Consider the following 20,647-nt stretch of genomic DNA (forward strand, 5'->3'; position numbering starts at 1 on the left):
ATATGAATGACTTAGGAATAGTCTACGGGTGGCAAGTTTTGATCGCTTAGACCAAGAGAAGCGAATGTGATGTCCGAATACCTCCACGTCGAAAAACCGTTTCTTGACCAGCTGGCGACGCTGGGCTGGACGGTCATCGATCAGGGGCATGGCCTTATCCCCTCGGATCCCACGGCCAGTCTGCGCGGAAGTTTCCGTGAGTGGCTCTTGCCGGACGTGTTTCGCACGTCGATTCGCTCGCTCAATCTCACCACAGATGGCCAGGCGTGGCTCACGGATCGGCAGCTTGACGATCTCCGAGACCAAATCATCCGTCAGCCCAGTCGTACGCTGCTGGAGGCGAACGAGGCGGTGCAGGCGCTGTTCTTCAAGGCTCAGGTGGATGTGAATGAACTCACCGGGGAGCTAGACCCGGTGATACAGTTGATCGACTTCGCCCACCCGGAGCGAAACGTTTTTCATGCGATCAACCAGTTCCGTATCGATACGCCCGGCTGTGTGAAAGCCTGCATCATCCCGGACCTTGTCCTTTTCGTAAACGGCATTCCTTTGGTCGTGGGTGAGGCCAAGATCGGCGATGCGAACACAGCCAATCCCTTACATGCCGCCTTTGAGCAGTTGCTTCGCTACCGCAATGGGCGGCCTAAGACTACTGCTGCTGGTTTGCGAGAGGGCGAGACGCGCCTGTTCTTCTCCAATCTCTTGCTCATTCGTACCTGCGGCGAGAAGGCAGAGTTCGGCACGGTTACGGCCGGCCATGAGCATTTCTCTGCCTGGAAGGATATCTGGCCGGAGCAACGCCGTTCCTACAAACCTCCGCTTGGGGTCGAGCGTGAACAGGAGCGTCTGATTCAGGGACTTCTTGTACCGGACACGTTGCTGGATGTGCTTCGTACCTGCACGGTCTTTATGGATACCGATGCCGGGAAGCGTGTGAAGGTGGTCTGTCGCTATCAGCAATACCGCGCCGCGCGTCGTATTGTCGATCGGTTGCGTAGTGGAAAGACGCCGGAGGAACGCTCCGGTGTCGTCTGGCATACACAGGGTTCCGGCAAATCACTCACGATGGTCTTCGTTGCCAGGATGTTACGAGCCTCTTCAGACTTGGCCGATTTCAAGATCGTGATGGTCAACGACCGAATCGATCTCGAGGCGCAGTTGTCTGTGACTGCTCGTTTGATCGGTGGGAAGATCAACGTGATTGAGAGCACTGCCAAGCTGCGGGAACATCTCGGTATAGATGCGTCCGATGTGAATATGGTGATGGTACACAAGTTCATGGAGCGGACGGAAGATGTGCCGCTCATGGTTGCCGAAACGTTAGCTCAATATGGCAAGCCTCCACAGGCTGAAACATTCGGTGTGGTGAACCGGTCGGAGCGCATCCTCTTGATGATCGATGAAGCGCACCGGACTCAAAGTTCGGATCTCGGCGACAACTTGTTCGAAGCTTTTCCCAACGCGACCCGGATCGCCTTCACCGGAACGCCGCTCATTACCGAACCGCATGGCACGAAACGGACGGTGAAACGATTTGGGGAGTATATCGACACCTACAAGCTTATGGATGCGGTGCGCGACGGGGCGACGCTTCAAATCCTTTACGAAGGTCGAACGGCGGAGACGGCTCTCAAAGATAAACATGGTTTCGATACGAAGTTTGAGGACCTCTTCAAGGAACGCTCTGAGGAAGAGTTGCTGGCGATCAAGAAAAAATATGGTGCGACCGGAGACATCCTCGAAGCTGAAAAACGGATCGAGGCGATTGCGCGTGACTTGGTTAATCACTATATCGAGAACATTGTGCCGGATGGTTTCAAGGCGCAGGTGGTGTGTCATTCCAAATTGGCAGCTATTCGCTATCAAAAAGCAATTCGCACTGCGCTTGCCGAGCGATTGGATCGTGAGAAGCAGCAGCCAACACCCAATATAGATTTAATTCGGCGTATTGCGTTTCTGAAAGCGGCGGTCGTCGTGTCAGCCGATGCAACTAACGAGCTAGCAGCCATCACAGAAGTTAGGAAGGAAGCGAAGCGCTGGAATGCGGTGGAGAATTTCTGTAAACCGTTCGATTTCGATGACCCGGATAAGGATCTGACAGGCATTGCGTTCCTGATCGTTTGCGACATGCTGTTGACTGGGTTCGATGCTCCGGTCGAGCAGGTCATGTATATCGATAAGCGCTTACGGGAGCATAATCTCTTGCAGGCAATCGCCCGTGTGAATCGTGTGTCAAAGGGGAAGGGGCGGGGGTTCATCGTGGACTATATCGGGCTTGCCAATCACCTTGCCTATGCATTGTCGATCTATGCCAAGGAAGATGCGCAGGATATTCAACAAGGGCTGAAGAATCTCTTGACTGAAGTGCCGATTCTCGACGAACGATATCAGCGGCTTTTGCAACACTTCCAATCGGCCGGCATTTCGAAGATCGAGGCATTCGTCACGGGGGCTTTAACGACGCCTGATGAGGAAGTGGCGGTGGTGCATGCGGCGGTTGGTGCGATGCAGGATCTCAAGCGACGGGCTGATTTTGAGGTCTATCTGAAGACTTTTCTTCAGAGCCTGAACCTGATTCTGCCGCACGATGCGGGCCACCCATATCGAGGCCCTGCGAGGCGATTCGGCTATCTGCTGCGTATGGTCAAAGAACGGTACAAAGACGATTCACTCGATCTTGCCGATGCGGGCGCAAAGGTGAAGGCGCTGATTAACGAACATCTGATCGATCTTGGTATTAATCCCAAGATTCCGCCTATTGAATTGCTCTCTGCCGACTTTATGGCTCAGGTACAGAAGCACGCATCCGGGGATCCTGAAGCCAAAGCCAGCGAAATGGAACATGCCATTCGCAAGCACTGCACGGTGCATTTTGACGAAGACCCGGCCTTCTATAAGCGGCTCAGCGATAAATTGGAACATCTGATTCAGGAGCACAAGAATAACTGGGAAGCATTGGCAGAAGGGTATGAACAGCTTCGAGCGGAAGCGCAGGCGGGGCGCACGGACGCTATTGAGGGACTCACCAGGGAAGCCACGACCTTCTATGACTATGTGATACAGCTCGCTTTTGGAACAGGTGATGTTCCGCCGCAGTATCGCCAACAGCTGAAGCAATTAATGCTCCGCATTGTGGAAATGCTCCAGGATACAATCGGAATCATTGATTTCTGGAAGAAGCCGATCGAAATCAAACGGCTTCGAGGCAACATCGATACGGAGATTCTTCTCTCGAACATCCCTCAACTCGTTGAACAACACGAGCGGATCGCGGTGGAAATCGTCAAGCTTGCCGAAAAACGCCACGAGGAATTGACGAAATGAAGGCATCGCGTGATCCAGACATTTCGTATGGAGTCGTGCGCAGTCGCCGCACAACGGCGGATATCGTGGTCGAGCGGGATGGTCGCGTGATCGTGCGCGCGCCGGCTGCGCTCTCAGATGAGCACATTGAGGGTATTGTTCAGTCGAAGCAATACTGGATCTACAAAACGCTTGCGGAGTGGCGAGATCTTAATACTACTCGGGTCTTGCGCGAGTATCGCAACGGTGAGGGCTTCCTCTATCTCGGACGTTCCTATCGACTTTCTCTGGTTGCGGACCAAGCCGAACTCTTGCTGCTAAGAAACGGACGATTCTGCTTGCGTCGCGATTTGGTAGATCGAGGAGAGATGGCGACCGCAAAGGCTGCTTTTCGGAATTATTTCATTGCGCGTGGCTACGAGCGGATTACTCAACGAGTGCAGTATTACGCGCCTAAAGCTGGAGTCATGCCTCGCGACGTTGATGTGCGAGAGCTCGGGCATAGGTGGGCTTCATGCTCACAAAAAGGCAATCTTGCGTTCCATTGGAAGTGCATGATGGCGCCGCCGACTATTATTGATTACATCGTGGTACATGAACTCTGTCACTTTCATCATCTCAACCACACAGAGGGCTTCTGGAATGAAGTCGACAAAGTCATGCCATGTTATCGAGAACGAAAAGAGTGGCTGAAGAAGAATGGGGCGGCGATGGATCTTTGAATGAGGCACCGCTACTCAGAATGTTGACGGAATGGTTTCTCTTGAGCCACGCATTATTCCAAGGCGAATAATAAGATTCGATCTCGAATCTTGCATGATCGGATTGCGCTTCGGCCTTGACCATATAACCGCTCCGTACAACCCATCCTCCCTACTCCAAGCATAACGGCTCGACAGGGGAGCCCCTCTCCTGATACCCTTTCTCTCCTATGGCTAGTAATACCAAACAATCACGTACTTCCCGCGCTGTCCGTGAACAGGCTCCGGTTTCTGTCACTATACCGTCTGCCGAGCAGGCGGCCAAATTGGAAATCTATGACACCACGCTCCGTGACGGCGCACAGGCGGAGGATGTCAGTTTCTCGGCGGAAGATAAGGTGCTTATCGCGCAGAAGCTGGACAGTCTCGGCGTACATTTCATTGAAGGCGGATGGCCGGGTGCGAATCCAAAAGATATTGAATTCTTCCGGATGATCAAGACGATTCCGCTGAAGCATGCGGAGGTCATCGCCTTTGGGTCGACCAGGAAAGCCAGCAACACGGCTCGCAAGGATCCGAATCTTCAGGGGCTACTCGCCGCCGACACGAAGATCATCACGCTCTTCGGGAAGACCTGGTCGCTCCATGTCACCGATGCGCTTGGTATCTCCCTCCACAAGAATCTTGAGTTGATCGGTGACTCCATCGCCTATCTCCGAGGGAAAGGACGTCGGATATTCTACGACGCAGAGCACTTCTTCGACGGCTATAAGACCAATCCGGACTATGCGCTGAATACGATCAGGAAAGCGGTCGAAGCCGGTGCGGAGCGAGTCATTCTCTGTGATACCAACGGCGGCACGATGCCGTGGGAAATCCGCGAGATCTGCGGCGTGGTACAACGCGAGTGTGGGGTGCCGCTCGGTATCCATGCCCATAACGATTGTGAAATGGCCGTGGCAAACTCTTTGGTCGCCATCGAAACGGGGATTCTCCAAGTGCAGGGGACGATCAATGGAATCGGGGAGCGGTGTGGAAACGCCAATCTCTGCTCCATTATTCCGAATCTCGAGCTGAAAATGAAGCGCCAGGCCTTGACCAATACCTTGAGCCATCTCAAGGATGTGTCCGGATTTGTGACGGAGGTCGCCAATCTGATGCCCAATAAGCATCAGCCCTATGTGGGGGATTCCGCGTTCGCCCACAAAGGTGGGGTGCATATTCATGCCGTGTTGAAGAACTCGGCGACCTATGAACATATTGATCCGGCTCGTGTCGGCAATCGACAGCGAATGTTGATTTCCGACTATGGCGGGAGGAGCGGATTGCTCGACAAGATCGAAACCTATGGGATCAAGCTCTCCAAGGACCATGCGAAAGTCGATGAGCTCGTCCATACGCTAAAGGAGCGAGAAAGCCAGGGCTATCAATTCGAAGGGGCCGAGGGGTCCTTTGAATTGCTGATGCGAAAGGCGATGGGGAGCCATAAGTCGTCGTTCCAATTGCTCGGATTTCGCGTGATTGTTGAAAAGAAGCAGGAGAATGGCTCCCTGCTCTCTGAAGCGACGGTGATGGTTAAAGTCGGGGACGCGGTCGAGCATACGGCTGCGATCGGGGCGGGACCGGTGAATGCACTCGATCATGCGTTGCGCAAAGCCCTGGAAAAATTCTATCCGCAGCTTCGAGAGGTGAAATTGCTGGACTATAAGGTACGAGTGTTAGCGGCGAATCGAGGGACCGAATCAAAGGTGCGTGTGTTAATCGAGTCAGGTGACCACAAAGACAAGTGGGGAACGGTGGGAGTTTCTGAAAATATCATGGAAGCGACGTGGCAAGCCCTCGCCGATAGCATCGAATATAAACTGCTGTCAAAAAACTAGAGTATTTTCGTAAGCAGTCTCCAAATTTATTCTTGACAGGTGTCATAACCTCACGTAACTTAAGACAAACTCACCGTAATTGCGCGAAGGGATTGTAGCGCGGCGAGTGGTCGTCGTCACGTAGGGGGGTGGCATGAGAAAGGCGGATATCGCTGAAGAAATTTTTAAACAGGTTGGTATCTCGAAAAATGAAGCGGCTGATATCGTCGAGTTCGTGCTGAATCTCCTCAAGTCGGTATTGCAGAAGGGAGAATCAGTAAAAATCGCAGGGTTTGGAAATTTTGTCGTGCGGAGCAAAGGCGCACGGAAGGGACGCAACCCACGGACCGGAGAAGAGATTGGGATTACCCCCCGACGAGTCGTTACATTTCGTCCAAGCCAGGTATTCAAGAAGTACGTCAATTCGTAAGGCGACTTCACCCACATTGTCGACCGCACCGTGAGGCCGGTCATGGGAACTGAGCCCCGGCTGGGCAGCAAGGTTTTCTATAAAATCGGGGAGGTCAGTCGGCTGACAAGGCTGCCCTCGTACGTACTCCGTTTCTGGGAATCTCAATTCGCATTCTTAAAGCCTAAGAAGAGTCGTGGAAATCAACGACTGTACGTTCAACGAGATATCGAAACGGTCTTGCAGATCAAGCGCATGCTGTATGAAGAAGGGCATACGCTCGAGGGGGTGAAGCGGTATTGGGTCCGTCGTGGGAGGGCTGCTACCCGCCGGCTGAGGCCAAGGGAGATCGCTAAAAAGCTGAGAGGGGATCTCCAAGTTATTCTGAAGATCATCGATTCGCATTCATCATAAATTCGAAGAGCCGGTGCATTTCACCGAAGACAATCACGAAAGAATCTGCGACAATAACCGGCTCGAAAGTGAGAACACGTCGGGGCGTAGCGCAGCCCGGTAGCGCACTCGCTTGGGGTGCGAGTGGTCGTGGGTTCAAATCCCGCCGCCCCGACCAGTGTGCAGAGTCTTGAGGGGATGAGGGAAGAGACCGGATCTCTCAGTTCCGCCGAAGCTGCCTCGGGCAGCTTTTTTTATTGCAGTCCTCCCATGCGTATCCTAGTGACCAACGACGACGGCATTCAGTCTCCAGGGATTACGGCCTTGGCGCACGCGCTCGCTGCACTCGGTGAAGTGTGGGTCGTAGCCCCGGATCGGGAACGCACGGCGGTGGCTCACGCAGTGACGTTGCATAAACCGTTGCGTGTGCACCACGTGGCTCCACGCACCTATACCGTGAACGGAACGCCGGTGGATTGTGTGAACCTCGCCGTCCTCAAGGTAATGCCGAAACCTCCCGCCATTGTCGTATCCGGCATCAATAAGGGTGTCAACCTTGGTGATGATGTGATGTACTCGGGGACCGTGTCGGCCGCGATGGAAGGCACCATTCTGGGCGTTCCTTCGCTTGCGGTTTCGCAAGAAGGGCAGGATACCTTTCGATTCGAGATCGGCGCGACCTATGCCGCTCGTGTGGCCAGGCTTGTGGTGGAACATGGCCTCCCGGACGAAACTCTCTTAAACATCAATATTCCAGATCGGACTTCATCCAAAATGAGAGGAGTACGGATTACCTGTCTGAGCCGTAGGCGTTTTCATAATCCGATCATCGAAAAGATCGATCCCCATGGGCGCCCCTACTACTGGATCGCCGGTCAACGTGTCTCGTGGAGTCGTAGTAAGGATGCAGACCACGAGGCAGTTGAGGACGGGTACGTGTCGATTACGCCGATCCGCTTGGATATCACCCACCACGGAGTGGTGGACCAGTTCCGAGCGTGGGAGCCACTCATTGCGCGAGGTGCAGGGAACGGTCGTGTCTTGCGATCAAGCCGCCGTCCGAGGAAGCAGGTGGGAAGATGATCGGAGGGCTGATTGAGGCCATTATTAGTGAACTGAGTCGATTCATCATCGCTTGTATCTCAAAATTTGGGTACGGCGGGATTCTCTTCACCATGGCGGTTGAGAGTGCCTGTATCCCTCTCCCCAGCGAAATTATCATGCCATTCTCCGGGTACTTGGTCATGAGCGGGCAGTTTACAATGCTTGGGGTGACGTTGGCGGGTGCCATCGGCAATGTGCTTGGCTCCATTGTGGCTTACTATGCAGGGGTATGGGGAGGGCGACCGTTTGCAGAACGCTATGGTCCCTATTTCCTGGTCTCTCACCACGATCTCGATGTTGCCGATCGCTGGTTCGCTAAGTATGGCGAAGCGGCTGTCTTTTTCAGCAGAATGCTCCCCGTGGTGCGCACCTTCATTTCGCTTCCGGCCGGTATCGCGAAGATGAACTTTCCGCGATTCGTCATCTTTACCTTTGTGGGGGCGCTGCCCTGGTGCTATCTGTTGGCGTACATCGGCCTTCGGATGGGAGAACAGTGGGAACATCTGCGGGATTACTTTCATCAATTTGATATCGTCATCGGACTCGTCCTAGCTGCAGCCATTGGCTATTTCCTCTGGTCTCACTGGCCGAGACGACGAACAAGTCCTGGGGCGTAATCCTCATGCTCAAGCTCTTCAATACTCTGACCGGCCGACAAGAAGTCTTCGAGCCGATAGAACCGAACAAGGTCCGTATGTACGTCTGCGGAGTGACGGTCTATGACTATTGCCACATCGGTCATGCGCGCAGCGCATTGGTCTTTGACGTGCTGCGTCGGCACTTGGAATCTTGCGGCTATGCCGTAACCTTTGTGAAGAATTTCACGGATGTGGATGACAAGATCATCAAGCGGGCCAACGAACAGGGTGTGTCTTGTGATGTCGTGACGGCCAAATACATTCAGGCCTACCACGAGGATATGGGTAGACTGGGAATCCGTGTGGCGACGGAAGAGCCAAAGGCCACGGAACATATTGTCGACATTATTCAGCTCACGGAGCAATTAGTCGACAAGGGGTTAGCCTATATCGTGGGCGGAGATGTGTATTTTGAAGTTGCGAAATATCCGGAGTACGGACGACTGTCAAAACGACGACTCGAGGACTTACAAGCCGGTGCGCGGGTAGACGTAGATGAGCGGAAGCGTCACCCGATGGATTTTGCCTTGTGGAAGAGTAGTAAGCCAGGTGAGCCCGCCTGGGAAAGTCCCTGGGGACCGGGTCGTCCAGGCTGGCACATCGAATGTTCGGCTATGTCGATCCGGCATCTCGGTGAAACGTTCGACATCCATGGCGGCGGAATGGATCTCATTTTCCCGCACCATGAGAATGAAATTGCTCAATCCTGCGGTGCGACTGGAAAAGAGTTTGCACGCTATTGGGTGCACAACGGGTTTGTACAGATCAATAAAGAGAAGATGTCGAAGTCGCTTGGAAATTTTTTCACGATCCGGGAGATCTTTGAGAAGTCAGAATGGTCGGAGGAAGTGACGGGAGAGATGCTTCGATACTTTCTCCTTTCGACCCATTACCATGGGCCACTGGATTTTTCCGATCAAGCCTTGAAGGAGGCGAAAAACGCTTTGAATGGCTTCTATGATCTCTTTGGGCGACTAGCTGAGCCAGGTGGACATACGACGCCGGATCAGAGTTTGAGCCAGGCACTAGATCGTTGCAGAGTTGCGTTCAGGGCCGCCATGGACGATAACCTCAATACGCCCGTGGCGATTGCCGCGCTACAAGGGTTGCGAAGCGATGTGAATAAATTAACGGAAACAGGTCTATCGAGCGAAGGTCGAAAACAGGTCAGACAGGAGTTTCGTTCCCTCGGGAATATCTTCGGACTCTTCCAGTCGGACAAATGGCAATTTGGTTTGATTGTTGTACCAATCGGGCAAGTCAAAGAGACCGACAAGGCATTGCCGATAGGTGTGAAGAAGTCAGGACTCTCTGATCATGAAGTAGAAGGTTTGTTGCGGGAGAGAAACGAAGCACGCGGGAAGAAACAGTTCAAGCGGGCTGATGAAATTCGGCAATCGCTAGCCGATCACGGCATTATCATCGAGGACAAACCCGATGGCACCAGCCGATGGAAGCGCTAACACCCAAGATATTCTCTATGGCCTGCATGCTGTCAGGGAAGCGCTGAAAGCCGGAGGGAGGCCCCTCCAGCGGGTATTTGTTCTTCGGACCGACAAACAGTTCACGGATCTTGTCCAATTAGCCCGATCGCGCCGGGTTCCCGTTCATATCCAGCCTCTCAGCTCACTGGATCGTCTGGTTCCCAATGGCAAGCATCAAGGTGTCGTGGCCTTTGCTGCGGCTAAAGCCTATCAGACTCAAGAAGAGATTCTGGATCGTGCGGTCCAACGGCAAGAGCCGCCGTTGTTGGTGATCCTGGACGGCGTCGAAGACCCACACAACCTCGGCGCTGTTCTTCGGACGGCGGAGGGCGCTGGTGCGCATGGTGTCTTTATCCCGGAACGAAGGGCCGTTGGGTTGACCTCTGTGGTCGCCAAAGCGTCCGCTGGGGCGATTGACCATATGGCAGTGGCGCGGGTGACGAACCTCAGCAGACTCCTCGAGTCCCTGAAGGCAGCCGGCGTGTGGATCTACGGGGTTACCCCGTCAGCTCAGAAGATCCATACGGACATTGACTATCGCGGACCAGTCGGATTCGTACTGGGGGCCGAGGGGGCAGGCATTCGATCCGGCGTGGTCCAACACTGTGACGAATGTGTTCGTATCCCGCTCCGGGGGAACGTCCAATCCCTGAATGTGTCAGCGGCTGCGGCAATTGTCTTGTACGAGGTAGTGCGACAACGTGGGCGGCCCAACCACAGGGCAGGCAGTTCAACGGACTCGGAGCGCCCCCCCCTGGATAGCCGTCTTCAGTAGTTGAGCCGTGTTGGACACGCGCATCTTCTTCATCATATTGGCACGATGGGCTTCGACTGTCTTCACACTGATCTTCAGCCGCTGCCCGATTTCCTTGTTCTTAAACCCAGCCCAAATCAACTCCAGAATTTCCTGTTCCCGCGAGGTCAGCGATTCTGGTCGGCGCGGACGTGGCGGAGGTTGAAGGTCGGCAAGAGATTTCCGAGGGCGAGTCTTAGCACTTGTCTTGGCCATGATGTTGAGTTCTCCTTTGATCGTAAGCAGTTTCAGGTATACTCGAAGGCAATCGTCTTCAGGCGGCGGCGATTATGGGGCGTTTATCTCTAAAAGTAAAGAAAGGCAATTCGGCCCTAGTAGGGTTGCTAGGTAGGGAAAGAACTCTGGGCAATTATGCATGACGGTCATGACTTCTTCCTGCTGCTCTGTAGTGGGTTTTTCGGCGCCGTGGTGGGAAGCTTCCTCAACGTGTGCATTTATCGTTTGCCGAGGTGTGAGTCCGTGGCTTGGCCTGGATCACATTGCCCGACGTGCTCGCAGGCCATTGCGTGGTATGACAATATCCCCATCCTGAGTTATGTGGCATTGGCCGGACGTTGCCGCCATTGTGGGGTACACATTCCATTGCAATATCCGGCGGTGGAAATACTGAACAGTCTCGGGTATGTGAGCATCTTGTGGTTTTTTGGACTCACCTGGAGCACCGTGGTCTATTGGGGGCTCTATTCCGCCCTCCTGGTCGTGGCGGGAACTGACCTCTCCCATAAAATCATCCCGAATGCGATTACATTCCCAGGGATTGTGATCGGTTTGATCAGCGCGGGTACGATTCTGCCGCTCGGGCTTGTCAATGGGATCATCGGGTTGCTCGTTGGCGGGGGAATTCTATGGCTGCTCGCTTGGGCCAGTCCCTATCTCTTCGGCAAAGAGGGAATGGGTGGGGGAGACATCAAGCTGCTTGCCATGGTCGGAGCCTTTCTGGGGTGGAAACCGGCTGTCATGACGATTATGCTGGGATCGTTCCTGGGCTCGGTCGTCGGCGTTACTCTCATCGCTGCAAAGGTGATGAGGCGGGAAGACTACATCCCCTTTGGGCCGTTTCTTGTCTGTGGCGCCCTGGTCTCCCTCTTCTTTGGGCAGTCACTTCTGGATTGGTATCAAAGCCTGTTGGCTGGATAATGGCTCTGGCGGCCGATTTCAGCCTGACCAGCTGTATCCTTTCTGTCATGAACTGTATCTCTTTTGTTTAGTGGTTCTCGTCCTTCCTATCAATCCTACCCTGCCGTGATTCGCCCCTGCTTAATCTGCCTGAGGCCGAGGTTTCTCTTATTTCATCAGCGGTTTCCATCATGTCCATTCACACGGTTCTGCTCAAAACGATCCCCCCTGCGAGATGATTTCAAAGCGGCACGAGTCTTGAGATACCGCTGCGCCAGTCGATCACGCAGAGAAGGGGAAAGAAGGACATGACGCAAGACGGGAAGACGTTAACTGAACTCCTAGTCGTTGTCGGTATCGTGGCCATCGTAGCGAGCATGGCCCTGCCTAACTTCATGACCCTCAACTCTCGGACTCAGCTTCGCTGTGCCGCCGAGGAGATCGCTTCGGAACTGCGCCTAGCCAAACAACTGGCCCTCACCAACCGCGATCGCGTGCGTATTCTCGTCGACCTGGACCGGCGGGAGCTTGTCACCCAGTTCGTCCTGAGCGGACTTACGCATCATGTCTATCATTACAGCGACAAACATCTTGTGATCGAAGAGCCAAGCGCAGGACCAGAAATCCTGTTTCACCCAAGCGGGCGGTCTGCCACGGCCACGACGGTCCAGCTCCGGAGCCAAGAGGGTCAGAGCCAGAAACTGACCGTGAGTATCACAGGGCGGGTATCCATTTTATGAGACGGCTGATGAACAATAACGGCATCAGTTTGGTGGAAGTCATGGTGGCGATGATGATCTCCGGCATTGCCCTGATGGGGACCCTGGGTGCGGTGGAAATCTCCGCGCGATATGCACAGCAGGGTGCGGTGAACAGTCGGGCGCTGGAGTTCGTGCAGGGACGGGTGGAAGCGAAGCGCTCAGTTCGGTGGCAGTTGCTGCTGGAGGACGATCTTGATCGAGATGGTGTGGCTGAAATCCATATGACTGATGACGGCACAAGCATCGACGTTACGCCAGGCGATGGCATCTATAGCGCCATGTATGAACAAAATGGAATCACCGTGGTCTGGACGATCGAGACGGATCACCCAGGACCCTTGAGTGCGACCAGTATGGTGAGAATTCGGGCAATGGCGACCTATCTGGGACGGAACAAGGAGAAGCGGGAGGTTCAGATGGCAACAATGCGGGCGAATCCCAATTATGTGGGGCAACCATGAATCGCAGCAACGCTCTTTGTAGACAAGTTCAGCAGCCACCTCTTCCTGGGTTATTCCCGGGTCAGTCCGGGCTCACGCTGATCGAGCTGATGCTCAGTTTGTCCATGGGCGCCGCAGTGCTGGCCGCCACTCTGGACATCTTCACCGTGGCGAAAACCCATGCGGACAAACATTTCACGGTAGTGAGACAGCAGCAAGATATGCGAGTTGGTCTAGAGGTGTTTGAGCAGGAAGTTCGACTTGCGACGGCCGAAACGATTCAAACTGCAGATCCAGATCGGATTCTCTTCTATGCGAATCTCGGCGCCTTTCGGACCAATACGACGGGTACGCTTCTGCCAGGTCAGTCAGTGATCGCCGTGCAGAATGGCACCGGGTGGGGTGCGGGGAAGACCATCATGATTTGCAGCTCGACACAATGCGAGTCACACCGGCTTGCGCGAGCAGGCCAACGGAATCAGCTGACATTGGTGGAGCCGGTCGAATCGACTTTCTCGGCGGGAGTATCCGTGGAGGTTCGCAATCGGGTCCTGTACTACGCCAAACGTGATGAAATCGGAACCTTGCAGCTGATGCGTATGGTCGATGGAGGGGCCAGTGTGGTGATCGGTGGGCTTCAGAACCTCCGGCTCTCGTATTGGGACGAGACGGGGAAAAGAGCGGACACGATATCCCACATGAAGCGGATCGTTGTAGAGATTCAATCCGAACAATCCCGTCACAAGATGCTGCGGGATGTCTCTATTCAATCATAAGCGAGGAATCACACCATGTCGTACCGGACTTTCACAGGAAATCAGCAAGGGATCGCGCTGCTTGGCACGATGATCATCGTTCTGCTCCTGTCGCTCCTGGCGTCAACGCTCCTCAATCTATCCGGGCAGGAGATCGTAAGTGCTCGTGCCGGAAATGAGGCGGCTGTCGCTCAGCAGCTTGCGGATGCGGCAGGTGAACTGGCGGTTGCCTGGTTTCATGACCCACAGTCGACGGCTCGTGACCCACGGCTGGGGATCTTCCGTGAGAGAAGACATCGCGATGCCCAAGGAGGCCCGTCGTTCTTTGACCCCAATGGCCGTTCTCAGTTTGTCGGGACGAGTGACCAGCCAGATGTCACGCTTCTGGCAGGCAACCAGACGGACGAGCGACTCTTGAATGATCCGGAGGTCGGGGTGTTTCGCGCCATGCGCCATTTAGGGCAGATTGAAGAGCTCAAGGTCTATGCACCATCGAATCCAGGCCTGCTGTGTACCATTGAGGCCACGATTGTGACCCACGCGACGCCACCGGTCAGACAGTCGGTCGTGGCCCAGTTGGGTGCGCTGAACCTCCGGCCCTTGACGGCCGCAGTGCAGGTGACGGGACACCTGGGGGAATTTCGGCAGGGGAATGAATCGCCGGTCAGAGTTCATTGGGGGGATTTGCGTGTGGGGGAAACCCTCGTCCTCAGTCACCAGGATGATATTCCGACCAAGAGCCTGATGGCGCCAGTAACAGCGCAGAGCTATGACGAGACGGCTCAGCGCGAAGATCGCTGGGTGGAGGCGTGGATCGGGGGATCGGTTCTGGTGACGCAACCTGCTCCGGAGCAGGCACCGGGACTTCCATCCAATCTTCATGAAAGTCAATCGCCGATTCCTGGCGTCCGGCTGGATCAATGGACCTATGAAGATCTGAAGCGCATGGCGAAACGTTTCGGGCGCTACTTCGCAATTGACCGAGAGGGGTTGTTATATCCCCAAGGCATGGTTGAGCCGGGACGAGGACTGTCTCCAGATGAGGTGTTGAAGTCGCAGATACCGGGTGATCAACAAGGGTTGATCTTCATTGATACCCTCGACCAATTGCCGCCGCGCACGGACAATCTCGGCGTTCTTCGAATACAGGCCCCCTATCTTGAAGGTACGGTCGTGATGCAGGGACATATCCACCTCAATCCCAGTGGATCGGGGGCTACCATCAAGGCGCTGAGTCCTCCGCGGACTGATCCAGAGAGCACTGGCGTTCGAACGCCCGTTCAGCTCTCAGGGATTCAGCTCAACGGTGTGCTCTATGCCACCGGCAATATCACAGTGACAGGAAAGGCGAAGGTGTATGGCGCGGTGGTCGTCGGTGGGACGATTTTGGCAACAGAATCACGGGGAACCCTCGAAGTCTGGTACGCCCATGATCTCGGACAAGGGTGGTTTCGTGGTTTGCCGGTCGTCTATCGCGCTCCAGGCACATGGGTGGCCAAATATTGATCGGCCAAAGTGCGCTCCTTTTCCATAACGAATCCAAAAACACATTCTAGCTATCGAGGAACAAGGAAGAGTTACAATGATTGCACAAGCCACTGGTCCACAGAATAAGCAAGAAATCCTTTCCGTTGCGAGCCTGAAAAGACCCCAGATAAGCAAGGCCTCAAGAAAAAAGGCCATGGAGAGGAGTCTCCTGGATTGTATCGCCTATCGGGAGCTCGTCGGTCCGGTCGAATTGGATGCGGCAGTAGAAGAGTCGCTTTCGCGAGAAATCGATCTGGAGACTGTCCTGATCGATACATATCGTGTCCCGAAGCCGGCACTCGGCCAAGCGCTGAGTGAGTTCTATCAGTGTCCCTATGTTCCGTACGACGAACGGACGATCATTGATCCGGAACTCTTGAAAAACCTGAGCTTCGATTATCTCAGGAGGAACGCATGGATTCCGTTGAAACGTCAGGGTACCGTGCTCGACATTCTCATTAATGACCCGCATGATTTAGAGAAAGGCGTGGATATCCGGAGGGCATTCCCTGCAACCACGATCCGATTTTTGGTCGGGCTTCGGCGGGATATCGAACAATACCTGCTCGTGGCAACAGGTCAAGCGAATGGCGGCTCAATCACGGATATCCTTGGAGAACTGGTTGACGAAGCCAGCATCGAAAGGAATGTGGAATTAGAGCGAAGAGAGATCGACGAAAACGATTCTGCCATCGTCCGGCTGGTCAATCAGATTATCGCGGAGGCCTATCGACTGGAGGCCTCGGACGTTCACGTTGAGCCCTATGCAGATCGTAAAGAAACCGCCGTACGGTTCCGGGTTGATGGAACCTGCTTTACCTACATGCGGATTCCTGCCACGTATCGGCGTGCCATCGTCTCGCGCTTGAAGATTATGGCCAATTTGGATATTGCCGAGCGACGGAAGCCTCAAGATGGGAAGATTCGCTTCAAGTTGGCGAAGGACCGTGAAATTGAAGTGAGGGTAGCAACCCTCCCGACGGCGGGAAACAATGAGGATGTCGTGTTACGGCTTTTGACTGCCAAGGAAACCATGCCGTTGGAAGCCATGGATTTCCCCCCTGGTGTGTTGCAGACCGTGAAAGAGCTCTCAGAACAGCCGTATGGCATTTTCCTGTGCGTGGGGCCGACCGGGTCAGGGAAGACTACCACGCTGCACGCCGTGATGAAACACATCAACACGGATGAGCGAAAAATTTGGACAGCAGAAGATCCCATCGAACTTACACAAGAAGGGCTGCGGCAGGTACAAGTGCATCCAAAGATTGGGTTTACCTTCGCCTCAGCGATGCGGGCGTTCCTCCGTGCCGACCCGGATGTCATCATGATTGGAGAGATGCGTGACAAAGAAACAGCGGATACTGCCATTGAAGCCTCACTCACCGGCCATCTGGTGATGAGCACGCTACACACCAATAGCGCAGTAGAAACCGTGACACGGTTACTCGATATGGGGTGTGACTCGTTTAACTTTGCGGATGCAATGTTGGGCGTCCTCGCCATGCGGCTTTGTAAACGTATCTGTTCCCAGTGCAAAGAAGAGTACCGTCCGACCCAACAGGAATATGACGAGCTTGTGCAGGGCTATGGGGCGAGACATTGGGAAAAGCTCGGTATCAGCAATTCCGATCACCTAAAACTGTATCGCGGAAAAGGCTGCGAAGCCTGCAATCACGCAGGATTTAAAGGGCGTGTCGCATTGCACGAACTTCTGGTCGGCTCAGAAGAGGTCAAAACGCTGATTCAAAGCCGAGCGCGCACAGCAGAAATTCTAAATGTCGCCATGCGGGAAGGGATGGTCACTCTATTGCAAGACGGCATTCAGAAAGTACTGAAGGGACTGACGACGTACCGACAAGTTCGCGCCGTGGCTGTAAAGTAACCGACCTCTTCGGCGTGTGGTCAAGGAGTGTGCTCGAGCACGAAGACAAAGGAATCCAACCGGCTCAGCATCTCTGGGGAGATCCGGATAAACTCGAGCCCACAACGTTGTTCAGAAACCAACCGAACTCCAGCAAGCTCAATGTCGATAGGCGTAGTGCTGTCCGGTAAATCAATCCACAGCGTCAGACTAGGACGAAACTGCTGGCGGTTGTGCTGCCAGCACGGCGTAGCCCTGTTTCGAGAGATTCAGAATCGTTCCTTCTGATCGGTAGGTGCGGCTGTTAAGCGTGCATGGCAGTTGGACGGCAAATCGTAATAGCTGTCGATTGTCTCGAGACATCTTTAGATCTTTCCATTAAAGCCATACAGGTGGACGATCTGTTGCCGTAAAAGCGTCAAACATTCCCTCCTGATGAGATAGCAGGTACGCTCGTCATGATCCTGTCGCCATTCTTTTAGATCTCTGATCAGCTTGTACGGAACTGTACAGCCTCTCTGCCGAAAATTGTTGCTCCTAAGTGCGAAAAATGACCGACTCAAACGTGTCGCCTGATAGCCGGAGTCTCATAAAATCAACTAGTTAGAGAGACATGACCCCCTTTCTCTAGCGGCATGCCCCTTGCTGGGTTAGAAGCCGCCATGTGGTATCGCTTCTTACTAGACAGGCAAGGCAAGAACAACCAGCGTGGATTTACGTTGGTGGAAATGATGATTGTTGTAGCAATCATCTCGATCGTCAGCATGCTGGGCGTTCCAAATTACACAAGTTGGAATGCGAGGCATCAGCTTCGACAGGCCTCCACGGAGATTCAAAGCCAGCTGTCTTTTGCACGTGTCAGTGCCATGAGCCGAAACTCTGTCGTATCGGTCAATGTATCAGCAAGCAGTGGGAAAGTCGTACTGACGGCTACAGACGCGTCCGGGATATCGGTGGTCCAACCGGTTACCCTGCCAGGCGGTGTCATAGGAGTAACCCCTCAGCCTGCGGGGGTGACCTTCTCTCCACTGGGAATCAGGTCAGGTGGCGGAACAGGCAATCAACTAATCGTGATTTCCAATAGTCACGGGCTTTCATACTCAGTTCTTGTGACACCTCGAGGGACTGTTCGATGGTGTCCTGCTGCAACGTGCACGTAACCAGAAATCAGGCGAGGGTGGCATGAGGGAGCGGCCTCATCGAATGAGAGGGTATGGTGAAGAGGGGTTTACGCTGATCGAAGGGATGATCGCAACAGTCCTCTTGGCGACCGGATTACTCGGTCTGGCGAGTATGCAGACGATCGCGATGGGGCGCAACGGCGATGCCAATGAAAAGACACGCGTGACGAACTTTGCCGTCGAGATCATAGAGCGGATCCAATTCAACCGGCGCAATGCGCTTGCGTATAACGGGATCGACACTTCGGTTGTGTGCACCATTAACACAACGACTCAGCCGATGGCTCGAGGGGATTGTGATCAGTGGCGAAACTTGCTCACTGGTCAACTTGCAACCGGTTTGCAGAATCTCCGTGGTCAAGTCGTCGTTGCAACCGTGGGTCCCACGCTGCCTCCCCTCAATCAGAATCGGGTCGTGGTGACGATGTCATGGATGGGAGATGCAGGAGAGCAAAAGTTGGCTACGGCAAGAAGTCTATCGATCACCGCCATGGTGGCTCCGGAATGATGATGGATACGGGACAGAAATGGAAGGATGAAAGCAGCGCTCGCAAGGAGTCACCGTCGGTACTTGTGGGTGAACAGGGCATGACGCTCATTGAGCTGGCGGTGGGCGCAGTGGTGGCGATGTTAGTGGTGGCCGGAGCTTATGCCGTCCTTACATCGAGCCAGAAGTCAACCCATGCTAATGATCAGATTGTGGAGACGCAGCAGAACGTGCGGATTGCGATGGACTTGTTATCTCGAGACATCAAAAATGCTGGGTTTGGTTGGGCAGGGCCGGTGCCGGGTCCTGCGTCGACGACCTGCGCGACGCCCATTGTACCACTGGACAAGAATCCGACGGGAAATGATATGGGCCCAGACAGCATTCGTCTTGCGGTCCCAATCGGGTCATCGATCGCGCCGGCCTGGACCTTGACCAATGCGGTCTTGGGAAAGGTCAAGATTACAGGCGTGAGCATGTCCGCCGGGGCTGTCGCCAATATGGCAACTGAGGCGGGAGGGAGCCTGAATGGATCGGTCGTTACGATTGCAGGAGCCTCCACTGTTACGGTGACAGGCGTTACTACGAGCGGAAGTACCAGTATCCTTAACTTTGCATCGACGCTTCTCCCGGCCTATTCAATTGGGATACCGGTCTATCTATCGCAGTGTGTCACCTATTCAATCGGAACCACGGCGGCAGCATGCGGAGGTGTTGGGCCCTGTTTGTTGCGCAACGGTGTGTCGGTTGCCGACGGAGTCGAGGACATTCAGTTTGCCTACGCGTGCGACGGTTGTGTAGCAACGGTGAATTCTGGAGTGGCGGACCGGATCATTGACGATCAGGGGGGAGCGACCGGTTTCGATCAAGCCGACTTTATCACGAACAACCAATGGACGCTGGCTCCCATGACGGCCGACAAGATCCGTTTGGTGCAAATCACCGTGGTCGCCCGCCAAACGGATGCCGACCTAGGGCTAGGCGAGAAACAGACGACCATGACCTTGTCCTCAGCGCCTTTGCAGGTCAGTGACCACAACCATGCTCAGGGCCTCTTCACTGCCGGAGATCTGACAACGATGAACCCACCCTATACACAGTACCGGAGGAGGATGCTGACACGGACGGTGGAGACCAGAAATCAGCGATCCTAGGGACAGAATGACTATGTGTAGATCGAACAGCAGAAGTGTAAAAGGTTTGAACAATGAGCAGGGTATCGCGATGCTGACTGTCTTGCTCGTCATGATGATGATGACGGCACTTGGTATTGCGGCCCTTACAGCCACAGGCCTTGAAAATCGTATAGCAGGATCCATGAGTTCGATTGAAGGCGCAACTGCGGCCGCTGAATCCTGTACGGGCGTCGGTGTGAATATCATTCAACAAACGCTCGACCCGGATGGTGGGGCGGGTACCGTACCTGCAGCTTTTCTTAGCGATGCCGTCCCCGCAGGGCCGGTTTCTCCAGCAGGTCGGGGAGCCTTAACCACGGAAATTATGGGCGGTTCCGATAACAACACCGACTCCCCTACTACGGCCCCCAACTTTGTACTCAGCGTCGGCTCCTACACCGTCAACGGAGATATAGACCGGCTCTATCTCAAGCCACCCGCCGGTTCAGGCATGCAACAATTCGCCGGGTATGAAGGGACAGGTAATTCAGTGGTCGGCACGGCCCAGGCCTACTATCGAGTCGACTGCATTGCACGTAATACAACGACGGGGACATCGGCTCGGGTAACGGCGGTCTATGCCTGTACGAGTAGTGGAGAGAGTTGTCAGAAATAAGAGGAATGGTAGGAGGATGACTA

20 protein-coding genes and 1 tRNA gene are annotated in these 20,647 nt (G+C 54.3%); 20 read left to right on the forward strand and 1 reads right to left on the reverse strand.

Going from position 1 to position 20,647, the window contains the following annotated elements:
- The first annotated feature begins 69 nt into the window (after positions 1-69).
- From ACYX34_RS07005 to rlmB, 10 genes are all read left to right on the forward strand, one after another.
- Positions 70-3,324: a type I restriction endonuclease subunit R gene (locus ACYX34_RS07005; RefSeq protein WP_462075838.1), complete on the forward strand. Its 3,255-nt coding sequence runs from the start codon at positions 70-72 to the stop codon at positions 3,322-3,324.
- Positions 3,321-4,025 (forward strand): M48 family metallopeptidase, encoded by a 705-nt coding sequence (locus tag ACYX34_RS07010; RefSeq protein ID WP_462075839.1) that lies wholly within the window; start codon positions 3,321-3,323, stop codon positions 4,023-4,025. The genes ACYX34_RS07005 and ACYX34_RS07010 overlap by 4 nt, the downstream gene beginning before the upstream one ends.
- A gap of 209 nt (positions 4,026-4,234) precedes the next feature.
- Positions 4,235-5,884 carry a citramalate synthase gene (cimA, locus tag ACYX34_RS07015; RefSeq protein WP_462075840.1) on the forward strand — a complete coding sequence of 550 codons (1,650 nt, stop codon included), beginning with the start codon at positions 4,235-4,237 and terminating at the stop codon, positions 5,882-5,884.
- Between the two features lie 133 nt (positions 5,885-6,017).
- The gene (locus tag ACYX34_RS07020) at positions 6,018-6,293 is read left to right on the forward strand and encodes an integration host factor subunit alpha (RefSeq protein ID WP_086426756.1); all 276 of its coding nucleotides are present in this window, start codon (positions 6,018-6,020) and stop codon (positions 6,291-6,293) included.
- A 42-nt stretch (positions 6,294-6,335) separates the two neighbouring features.
- Positions 6,336-6,686 (forward strand): MerR family transcriptional regulator, encoded by a 351-nt coding sequence (locus tag ACYX34_RS07025; protein WP_413934776.1) that lies wholly within the window; start codon positions 6,336-6,338, stop codon positions 6,684-6,686.
- An 80-nt stretch (positions 6,687-6,766) separates the two neighbouring features.
- A tRNA-Pro gene (locus ACYX34_RS07030) sits at positions 6,767-6,843 on the forward strand.
- Positions 6,816-7,748, forward strand: a complete 933-nt coding sequence (gene surE / locus ACYX34_RS07035) for a 5'/3'-nucleotidase SurE (RefSeq protein ID WP_462075841.1) — start codon at positions 6,816-6,818, stop codon at positions 7,746-7,748. Before ACYX34_RS07030 ends, surE begins: the two co-directional genes overlap by 28 nt.
- Complete coding sequence (locus tag ACYX34_RS07040) at positions 7,745-8,386, forward strand: DedA family protein (protein ID WP_462075842.1); 642 nt, start codon at positions 7,745-7,747, stop codon at positions 8,384-8,386. Before surE ends, ACYX34_RS07040 begins: the two co-directional genes overlap by 4 nt.
- A gap of 5 nt (positions 8,387-8,391) precedes the next feature.
- Complete coding sequence (gene cysS, locus ACYX34_RS07045) at positions 8,392-9,870, forward strand: cysteine--tRNA ligase (RefSeq protein WP_462075843.1); 1,479 nt, start codon at positions 8,392-8,394, stop codon at positions 9,868-9,870.
- Positions 9,845-10,666 carry a 23S rRNA (guanosine(2251)-2'-O)-methyltransferase RlmB gene (rlmB, locus tag ACYX34_RS07050; protein WP_462075844.1) on the forward strand — a complete coding sequence of 274 codons (822 nt, stop codon included), beginning with the start codon at positions 9,845-9,847 and terminating at the stop codon, positions 10,664-10,666. The genes cysS and rlmB overlap by 26 nt, the downstream gene beginning before the upstream one ends.
- Here the strand turns inward: rlmB and ACYX34_RS07055 are convergent.
- Positions 10,622-10,900, reverse strand: coding sequence for a response regulator transcription factor (locus ACYX34_RS07055; RefSeq protein WP_462075845.1), 279 nt, complete (start codon positions 10,898-10,900; stop codon positions 10,622-10,624). The genes rlmB and ACYX34_RS07055 overlap by 45 nt on opposite strands.
- A 156-nt stretch (positions 10,901-11,056) precedes the next feature.
- On the opposite strand from ACYX34_RS07055, the gene ACYX34_RS07060 reads away from it, so the two are divergent.
- The 10 genes from ACYX34_RS07060 to ACYX34_RS07105 all read left to right on the forward strand — a co-directional run bounded on the left by ACYX34_RS07060 (position 11,057) and on the right by ACYX34_RS07105 (position 20,624).
- A complete protein-coding gene (locus ACYX34_RS07060; RefSeq protein ID WP_462075846.1) occupies positions 11,057-11,842 on the forward strand; it encodes a prepilin peptidase in 786 nt (261 codons plus the stop codon).
- A gap of 287 nt (positions 11,843-12,129) precedes the next feature.
- Positions 12,130-12,561: a GspH/FimT family pseudopilin gene (locus ACYX34_RS07065; protein WP_462075847.1), complete on the forward strand. Its 432-nt coding sequence runs from the start codon at positions 12,130-12,132 to the stop codon at positions 12,559-12,561.
- A gap of 8 nt (positions 12,562-12,569) precedes the next feature.
- Complete coding sequence (locus ACYX34_RS07070) at positions 12,570-13,043, forward strand: type IV pilus modification PilV family protein (RefSeq protein WP_462075848.1); 474 nt, start codon at positions 12,570-12,572, stop codon at positions 13,041-13,043.
- Positions 13,040-13,798: a PilW family protein gene (locus ACYX34_RS07075; RefSeq protein WP_462075849.1), complete on the forward strand. Its 759-nt coding sequence runs from the start codon at positions 13,040-13,042 to the stop codon at positions 13,796-13,798. The genes ACYX34_RS07070 and ACYX34_RS07075 overlap by 4 nt, the downstream gene beginning before the upstream one ends.
- 15 nt (positions 13,799-13,813) lie before the next feature.
- On the forward strand, positions 13,814-15,283 hold the full coding sequence (locus ACYX34_RS07080) for a hypothetical protein (RefSeq protein WP_462075850.1): 1,470 nt from the start codon (positions 13,814-13,816) through the stop codon (positions 15,281-15,283).
- A gap of 76 nt (positions 15,284-15,359) precedes the next feature.
- Complete coding sequence (locus ACYX34_RS07085; protein ID WP_462075851.1) at positions 15,360-17,186, forward strand: GspE/PulE family protein; 1,827 nt, start codon at positions 15,360-15,362, stop codon at positions 17,184-17,186.
- 641 nt (positions 17,187-17,827) lie between these two features.
- Positions 17,828-18,325, forward strand: coding sequence for a GspH/FimT family pseudopilin (locus ACYX34_RS07090; RefSeq protein ID WP_462075897.1), 498 nt, complete (start codon positions 17,828-17,830; stop codon positions 18,323-18,325).
- Positions 18,326-18,347: 22 nt separating this feature from the next.
- A complete protein-coding gene (locus ACYX34_RS07095) occupies positions 18,348-18,854 on the forward strand; it encodes a type IV pilus modification PilV family protein (protein WP_462075852.1) in 507 nt (168 codons plus the stop codon).
- Positions 18,851-19,987 (forward strand): PilW family protein, encoded by a 1,137-nt coding sequence (locus ACYX34_RS07100; RefSeq protein WP_462075853.1) that lies wholly within the window; start codon positions 18,851-18,853, stop codon positions 19,985-19,987. The genes ACYX34_RS07095 and ACYX34_RS07100 overlap by 4 nt, the downstream gene beginning before the upstream one ends.
- A gap of 13 nt (positions 19,988-20,000) precedes the next feature.
- Positions 20,001-20,624: a pilus assembly PilX family protein gene (locus tag ACYX34_RS07105; protein WP_462075854.1), complete on the forward strand. Its 624-nt coding sequence runs from the start codon at positions 20,001-20,003 to the stop codon at positions 20,622-20,624.
- Positions 20,625-20,647 lie beyond the last annotated feature (23 nt).

The organism is Nitrospira sp. CMX1, from assembly GCF_054902215.1.